The following is a 7565-nucleotide window of genomic DNA, read 5'->3' as shown; positions in this document are numbered from 1 at the left end:
GTCCTGCAAGCCGTAATCGAGCACATCGAGCGGCCGGCGCGCGCCAGTGCGCCCGCGCCGCGTGTTGAGCAGCCGTATCAGTTCGGCGCGCACCGAAGCACGTAGCCCATCACGCGTGAGCGAGCGTTGCGCAGGCGTTTCGGCGAGCACAAACGGGGCATCGTCTTCGAGCCGCTCAAAAAGCGGCGTTGGGGCGGCGAAGGCGTCAATGGGCGACATGAGGCCTCGCAGTGGGGGCGAGCAGGCAGCTGGCGGATGAGTGTGTCAAGGCCTAGGCCGCCTTGGCCAGCTTGTTGGCGGCGAGATCCCAGGTCGAGGCAGCGGTTCCTTCTTTCGCACCATCGTCCTTTTGCGCCGTCAGTTCCCACTTGATCTTCGTGAAGTTCAGCGACAGTGTTTCGACCGGTTTACCGCCAGCGCCGCCCGACACGCTGACGTTACTCAGCACGACATTGCTGAGTGTGTAGGTGATAAACGGCATGATCTTGCCGTCCTCTTCGGCGGCATTACGGCCCACGATCACGGTTGCCGTCGCCAACGCCTTGCCGGCGCAGCAGTATTCGTTCAGGGTCGGTGTAGACACGTCGACGAACTTCGTGAGGGTGAATTCGCCGACATGCGGTTTGCCCGAGGTGCGTTCCGAGTTACTGACGTCGTTGGTGACCTGCATCGCCACGTTATGGCTATACGACATCACTTCGATCTTGTCGGTATAGCCTTCAATGGTGCATTCGCCTTTAATGTCGTCGCCGAGATCGAGAATGATCGAATCCATGACTGAGCGCTCCTGAAACGTGTTGAAGCGGCGCGTGCCGGAATGGCCGCGCCGCGAGGATGGCAGTGGGTGCTACAGGGCCGGCAGGAATCAGGCTGCGGCGGATGGTGGCAGCGCTGCGACCAGCCTGATCGAAGCGGTAAGCTCTTCGAGCTGGAAGTGCGGCCGCAAAAATACCGTCGCCTTGTAGGCTCCAGGTTTGCCGGCGATCTCCGTCACATCAATACGCGCTTCGCGCAACGGATACTGCGCCTTGATTTCCTGCGGCGCATTGTCGTTGAGCAGCACGTAATCGGCGATCCAGGTGTTCAGGTAGGAGCGCACGTTGTCCCGCGTCATGAAGCTGCCGACCTTGTCGCGCATGATCACCTTGAGGTAATGCGCGAACCGCGACGCGGCAAGCACATAAGGGAGCATGGCCGAAATACGGGCGTTAGCGGTGGCCTCATTGGTGTTGTAGGCCACGGGTTTGTTGGCGGTCTGGCCGCCGAAGAAGACCGCCAGTCCCTCGCTCTTCTTGTGGCACAGCGCGATAAAACCGAGCGAATCAAGCTCTTTTTCGCGCCGGTCTGTGATCGCGATCTCGGTCGGGCACTTCATCGCCTTGTCACCGGAGGCCGTCTGGAAGATGTGGTCGGGCAGTTTCTCGACCGCGCCGCCGCCTTCCACGCCGCGGATTGCGGCGCACCAGCTGAACTGCGCGTAGGCGTTGGTGATGCGCTGGCCCAAGGCATAGGCCGCATTGCCCCACAGATACTTTGAATGTTCGGTGCCGTCGACGTCCTCGACAAAACTCATGCCTTCCACCGGATTACTGTCCGGATGATAAGGACGGCGCATCAATATATGCGGCAATACCAGCGCTACGTAGCGCGAATCTTCGCTCTTGCGGAATTCGCGCCAGCGGTGCATGTCGATCGTCTCAAACACCTTCGACAGATCGCGCGGCACGCTCAGTTCAGTGAAACTGCCCATGTCGAACAGCTGGGGATGCGCAGCCGATATGAAGGGGGCGTGGGCCGCCGCCGCAACCGCGGCGATCTTCTCGAGCAAACTGATGTCGGGAGTCTGGCGGCTGAAATAGTAGTCGCCAACCAGCACGCTGAACGGATGGCCGCCAAAGGTGCCGTATTCTTCTTCGTAGACCTTCTTGAAGAGCGCACTGGTGTCGACGTCGATGGCCTTTTCCAGATCGTTCTGCAGGTCTTTCTTCGACACGTTCAGCAGGCGCAGCTTCAGGCGCGTGCCGGTCTCACTGTTCTTCACGAGGAAATGAATGCCGCGCCACGATGCTTCAAGCGACTGCATGTCCGCATGGTGCAGGACCTGATTGAGCTGCTCGCTAATCAGTTCGTCGATCTTGCGGATGTGATCGTTGATCATCGCGACGGTGTCGCGGCTGACCGTCATGTTCTTGTCGAGCACCTGCAGCGCGAACTCGGCGAGCAGTTCGCGGGCGTGCTGCTGCTGCTCGTCGTCGTGAGCCATGCGGCCGTCGTGAACGATACGGTCGAGCAACGTAAGGGTTTCGGTCTGCGCAGGCGCAGCCGTGGTTTGTATATCTGACATCAGTGTCTCCTTGAGGCGTGCGTGGCTCAGGCGCTTGCGGGCGCGTCGCCTGCGGGATCAGTCGGCTCTGCCGGGGCGGGCAGTTGCGCGACGACACCGTCCTGCGGATGAGCTGACTTGATTTCAGTCAGCCCCTGCGTGTTATGCACCACGTCCTGCAGCAGTTTGTCGAGCTCATCGTTGCCGTCGAGCTTGGTAAGCAGGTCGCGCAGGCGCAGCCGCGCATCGTAGAGTTGCTTGAGCGGCGCGATCTGCTGGACGATCTGCACCGGGTCGAAGTCGTCGATATGCTGGAACCTGAGCGCGAGGTTCAGCTTGCTACCGTCGCCCGCCAGCGTATTGTCGACCTGCAGGGACACGCGTGGTCCGATCGAATTCATCACGTCGTTGAAATTGTCGCGATCGATGTCGACGAAGCGGCGCTCCGAAAGCTTCGCCAGCGGCGCTTCGGGCTGGCCCGACAGGTCGGCCAGAATACCGACTACCAGCGGCAGCTCTTTTTTCTCGATTGCGTTGCCGGTTTCGACGTCGTAGGTGATCTGGACGCGCGGCGGGCGGTTCCTCTCGAACCAGTGTTGGGTACTGTCGGCCATGGTCGCTCCTCGATATTGGTTCTTATGACGCGTTAATAGCGCGGTGCATGCACCGCTTCTTTTGTTTCTCGCGCGATAAACCCTGCTTTCGATATCAAGCTGCGTGAGCGCCTGCGCCTGGACGAGCGCATCCACTCGGGCAATCGAAAACGCGATCGCGCCGCACTGCGTGATTCCACCAGAAATAGCGAGTGCAAGGCACCAGCGGAGGGGCATTAACCCTTCGATCTCACAAGGCGCACCGAACCCCGGAAAGCTACGTCGAGAGGAATCCGAAAAAAATTCCACTCGCCGCAAAAAACTCAGACAAAAATACTCTACGATAGTCTTCAGCGAAATTCAAACAAAAATTTTAACGTTTGCGCGGAAGCATCGAGCGAGAAGTAGAACTCGCCCATCGTGACCGTTTCATGGCAGAGTCACGACCCAGTGAAGCCGCAATTTCGGTGTACACGGCGCCTTTTGTAGACTACGCTCGCCGCGGAACGTGTTCCGTGAGAACGCGCCTGAAAACTGGGAGATGCCTGGCGCGCAAAAAACATGCGAGGACGATAGCGCTTCGCGAGGCCGTTTTAAACACGGCGAGCTTGCCAGCCAGCGCGACCGGAGACGAGGGGAAAGGGGATATCGACGTGATAAATGCTTTGCGTCTTGCCGCTGGCCAGCGTTGCCGGACGCCTCGGCTGTGGTCGATGCCGCTTGTGGCCATGCTGTGCGTCGCGGGTTGTTCGGCGTCGTTGCCGCGCGTCAAGGTCGACTCGCTGGCGATCGCAGTGACGGCGCAGGCAAACCTCGATACGCCCATTGCGGTGGATGCGGTATTGGTGCGCAATCCTCAATTGCTCGACACGTTGCTCGGCTTGCCGTCGGCCAAATGGTTTGCACAGCGCGACCAGCTGCGTCGCGACTACCCCAAAGATCTGAGCGTCATCTCGTACGAACTCGTGCCCGGCCAGCAGATCTCCGACTCCCCGTTCGCCTTTGATGGGCAGCGCGCGGCTGGAGTGCTGGTGTTCGCCGATTACCAGACCGCCGGCGCCCACCGGGTGCGGCTCGATGGCGGACCGGCGAAGCCACTGCTGCAACTGGGTGACCAGGATCTGCAGTTGGTCGCCCGTTAGAGCCCACCATGAACTTCGACGACATCGACGGCTGCGATGTGACGGCGACACGGCGGCGATTGAATCTTAGCGGGCGTATCCGTGCCGCGACGGCAGGCGGTAACCAGGGGGCTAGTGTTCAACCATGATGCGCAATCTGTTTCCGGATACGATTTGCTGGTTTGAAGGCATGCCCTTGCTGCCGCAGCATTTCCAGACCCAGGCGCTGTACGCGGCCGGACATGCGGCGCTGCTGGCCGGCGCGGCCAGGCCGCACTACTGGGGCGTGCTGACACTGGAACAGGAAGAGGCAGGGCTTGCCGAAGGCCTGGTGCGCATCACCCGGCTTGACGCGATCCTGTCTGACGGTTTGCCGATCCGTCATGCTGCCGACGATCCGGTGTTGCAGATCGACGTGCGTCAGGCATTCAGTTCACCGGATCAGGTCGTTACTGTGTATCTGGCTGTGCCGCCGCTATACCGCGGTGGCCAGATCGATCAACGTGGGGCCCGTTACCGCCAGCATCAAACGCAAGGGGTGCCCGATCTGACGACCGGCACCGAACCCGCAGCGATCACCACATGGCGGCCTAGCCTGCATCTGATGACCGATCTGGGCAATCAGGAATACGAACGTTTGCCATTGATGCAGTTGAGACAGCAGGGCGGCGGCGTGGCGCTCACCGAGTATGTGCCGCCATGTCCGTTCGTCGGGCCGGAATCGCCGCTTGGGATGCGTATCATGCGCATCGCAATGCGCGCGCGGGAGAAGTGCGTATTCCTCTCCGGCCGCCTCGATGCGGCACGCCGCGCCGGCGAGCGCGACGACGCGGGACAGATCGAGCGGCAACTCGCAGCGTTGTGGATGCGCTTGCCAGAAATCGAAGCCGCGCTGCATTCGCGCGCCGTGCATCCGCTTGATCTTTACCGCATCCTCGCCGGCATGGCGGGAGGTCTTTCGAGCCTGCGGCCAACCCGTGGTGTGCCGACCTTTGCGCCGTTCGACTATTCGGAGTTGCTGGCGTCATTTGAACCGCTGCTCGAATGGATTGACGCGGCGCTCTCGACGGTGCGCCAGGGCTATCGCGTGCGCCAGTTCACCGCTGGCGCGGGCGGCTTCTGGATCGATCTGCCAGCAGACGCAGGTGCAGCCGCACCGGGCGAACTGGTGATCGGTTTGCGCATGCCGGGCGATGCCGCCGAACACGACGCGAGTGCCTGGCTGGAGCAGACAGCGATTGCTTCGCGCGAGCATTTGCCGACGCTGTCGCGCCAACGGATGCGCGGACTTGCACGGCGGCGGTTGTCGCGCGACGAGCGGGCTGCCTACAGCGCGGGCGACGATACCGCGATGTTCGTGATCGCGCTCGACGATAACTGGTTCGATACAACTCAGCCCTTGCATATCGATGTGGGTGCGGGTGTGCGTGGCGCCGCGCCGTGGGCGGTACAGCTGTTTACGCCCGCCGGCGAAGCCAACGATCCATCCGGCGAAGTGGCGCGTAGCACCGATGAGTGACTACGCAAACCTCTCCGGTGACGAACGCGCACCGCTCACACGGGCGTTTGTTGACGCATTCCGCCGCGCGATGGAAACGCGCGACGTACTGAATCGCGCCAGCGAGGCACCCCAGGAGGTGCTTGCGCAGACCGAAAGCGTGACCGACAGGGTGGCGGCGCAACTGGCCTCGGTGACTCGCCGGCTGGCGCGTGAAGCCATGGCGTGGACGGGCGCGGCAGGCGAGACCGATATCGCCGCAGCCCAGTATGCGTTCGTCGCGCTGCTCGACGAACTGCTGCTGTTTTCCGACTGGCCCGGCCACGCTGCATGGGAGGCAAAACCACTCGAGGTGCGGGTGTTCGGCACACGCTCGGCGGGCGAACGATTGCCGGATGCGATGGAAGCGCTACTGGTAGAGCGTGATCCATCGCAACGCGATCTGGCCAATGTGTATCTGGCGTGTCTGATCCTTGGTTTCAGGGGGCGGTTGCGCGGCCAGGCTGGCTCGCTGCGGCACGATCAACTGCGCCATGCGCTGTTTGCGTTCGCCATGCAACGCGATGCGGAACCGGCCCATTTGACTGAACCGCTTGAACGCGTGGCGCTGATGCCGCGCCGAACTGTTTCGCTTACCAAAATGTTTCCGGACAACGCGCGTTTCGTCGCGCTACTCGGCGTTGGGGTGTTTGTCCTGCTCGGCCTGTCGCATCTGCTGTGGTCGCTTGCGACGGCCGGTGTACGCCCTTCGGTGATACAGTTTCAGGCCATTGCGCTGGCTGACGCGACACCCACCCCGGCCAGCAACAAGAGTATTTCTGGCGCGGTCTTACGGGTGCCAGTCAAACCGCGTCCGCAGCCAGCGGTGACTGATCCACCAGCGCTGCCTCAACGCAATACGCTGACAGAGGTGCCAGCGGTGCCAGCGGTGCCAGCGGTGGATACGACTACGGGTTTCCTGCGTACCGCCGCGGATGCACGTGGGAGCCAGCCGTGACGTTGATCACGATCCTCCTCGTCCTGATTGCGTTGCTGCTGGTCGGGCTTGTGTTCGCCGTTGCGCTGCGGTTCTGGCGTATGCGTCAGGACGAGCGGCCATTGCGCAGCTTTGCCGCAACGATGCGTGCGGCTCACGTCCGCATGAGCGTGAATGATCCCTACTCCGTGCCACGCGTTCTCGCCACCGGTGCGCCGGCCGCCATTGATGCGCTGTGTCGCGGCTGGCGCCTGACACCGGTGGGCGAACCGGCGTGGTTTGGGCGAATCTGGAACGACGCTGAAGGACTGGTGATCGCCGAGCCAAACGACGTGTTCGCGATGTCAGCGGTGGATCGGCGTCTCGGTGCATCGCGCAGGCTGCTGCGCGCCTTGCTGCGTAACAGGGCAGGGCGTCCGCTCGATGCAATCGTCTGGGTCATCCCCGCCGACGCGCTAGTCACGGAAGATGGCGAGCCACATGAGATGAGTGCGGTCGCGCTGGAGTCGTCGCGCAAGCTCATCGCGCTACAGCGGCAAATCGGCTTGATGCTGCCGCTCTATATCGTGATTAGCAACTGCAATGCGCTGCCAGGTTTCGACGATCTCGCCGACGGCCTGCAAAGCGCCGCTAGCGGCGCGACGCTCGGCTGGGCGTCGCCGTATGCGTCACGGCGTACCTACGAAGACGCGTGGCTCGACGAAGCGTTTGCGTCGATGCGTGCGGCGCTGGCAGAAACCATCGTCGAACTCGGTACGCTTAACGGTAGCGTTGGCGACGCGCTGTTTCTTTTGCCCCAGCGCCTCGACCGCTTGCGTGTGCCATTGCGCGAACGCGTGGATCTGGTCCTGCGCGGCGCGACGGACGGCACCGCGCCGCTGTTGCGCGGCGTCTATTGCATCGGCGAGGTGCCTGAGCGGGTCCCTGCGGAAGAGTCGGGCAGCGGGCCGGTCTTGCGCGTGAACGCACCGACTTTCGCCGGGCGGCTTTGGCACGACGTGCTGCTGAGCGGCCAGGGACTCGCGCTACCGATGCCGCGCGTGCTGGCCCTGCG

Annotated in this window: 7 protein-coding genes and 1 pseudogene; 4 read left to right on the top strand and 4 right to left on the bottom strand. The window is 62.4% G+C overall.

Annotated elements, in window-relative coordinates:
* From WCA85_RS35010 to tssB, 4 genes and pseudogenes are all read right to left on the bottom strand, one after another.
* Positions 1-219: pseudogene (locus WCA85_RS35010) on the bottom strand (hypothetical protein); the annotation flags it as partial.
* 52 nt (positions 220-271) lie between these two features.
* Positions 272-775 carry an Hcp family type VI secretion system effector gene (locus tag WCA85_RS35005; protein ID WP_424070329.1) on the bottom strand — a complete coding sequence of 168 codons (504 nt, stop codon included), beginning with the start codon at positions 773-775 and terminating at the stop codon, positions 272-274.
* A 90-nt stretch (positions 776-865) separates the two neighbouring features.
* A complete protein-coding gene (gene tssC / locus WCA85_RS35000; protein WP_424070327.1) occupies positions 866-2344 on the bottom strand; it encodes a type VI secretion system contractile sheath large subunit in 1479 nt (492 codons plus the stop codon).
* 26 nt (positions 2345-2370) lie between these two features.
* Positions 2371-3072, bottom strand: coding sequence for a type VI secretion system contractile sheath small subunit (gene tssB, locus WCA85_RS34995; RefSeq protein ID WP_424070325.1), 702 nt, complete (start codon positions 3070-3072; stop codon positions 2371-2373).
* 497 nt (positions 3073-3569) lie between these two features.
* Between tssB and WCA85_RS34990 the strand changes: the two genes are divergently transcribed.
* The 4 genes from WCA85_RS34990 to WCA85_RS34975 form a co-directional block, all read left to right on the top strand.
* Complete coding sequence (locus tag WCA85_RS34990) at positions 3570-4058, top strand: hypothetical protein (RefSeq protein WP_424070323.1); 489 nt, start codon at positions 3570-3572, stop codon at positions 4056-4058.
* Positions 4059-4182: 124 nt separating this feature from the next.
* Positions 4183-5556, top strand: a complete 1374-nt coding sequence (gene tssK / locus WCA85_RS34985; protein WP_424070321.1) for a type VI secretion system baseplate subunit TssK — start codon at positions 4183-4185, stop codon at positions 5554-5556.
* Positions 5549-6532 (top strand): DotU family type IV/VI secretion system protein, encoded by a 984-nt coding sequence (locus WCA85_RS34980; RefSeq protein WP_424070319.1) that lies wholly within the window; start codon positions 5549-5551, stop codon positions 6530-6532. The genes tssK and WCA85_RS34980 overlap by 8 nt, the downstream gene beginning before the upstream one ends.
* A partial coding sequence (locus WCA85_RS34975) for a type VI secretion system protein (protein ID WP_424070317.1) occupies positions 6529-7565 on the top strand: 1037 nt, incomplete at its 3' end. The genes WCA85_RS34980 and WCA85_RS34975, both read left to right, overlap by 4 nt.

This window comes from Paraburkholderia sp., from assembly GCF_049581445.1.
Taxonomy (GTDB): domain Bacteria; phylum Pseudomonadota; class Gammaproteobacteria; order Burkholderiales; family Burkholderiaceae; genus Paraburkholderia.
The sequence above is the reverse complement of the archived record's forward strand: the minus strand, read 5'-3'. Positions and strand labels throughout refer to the sequence as shown.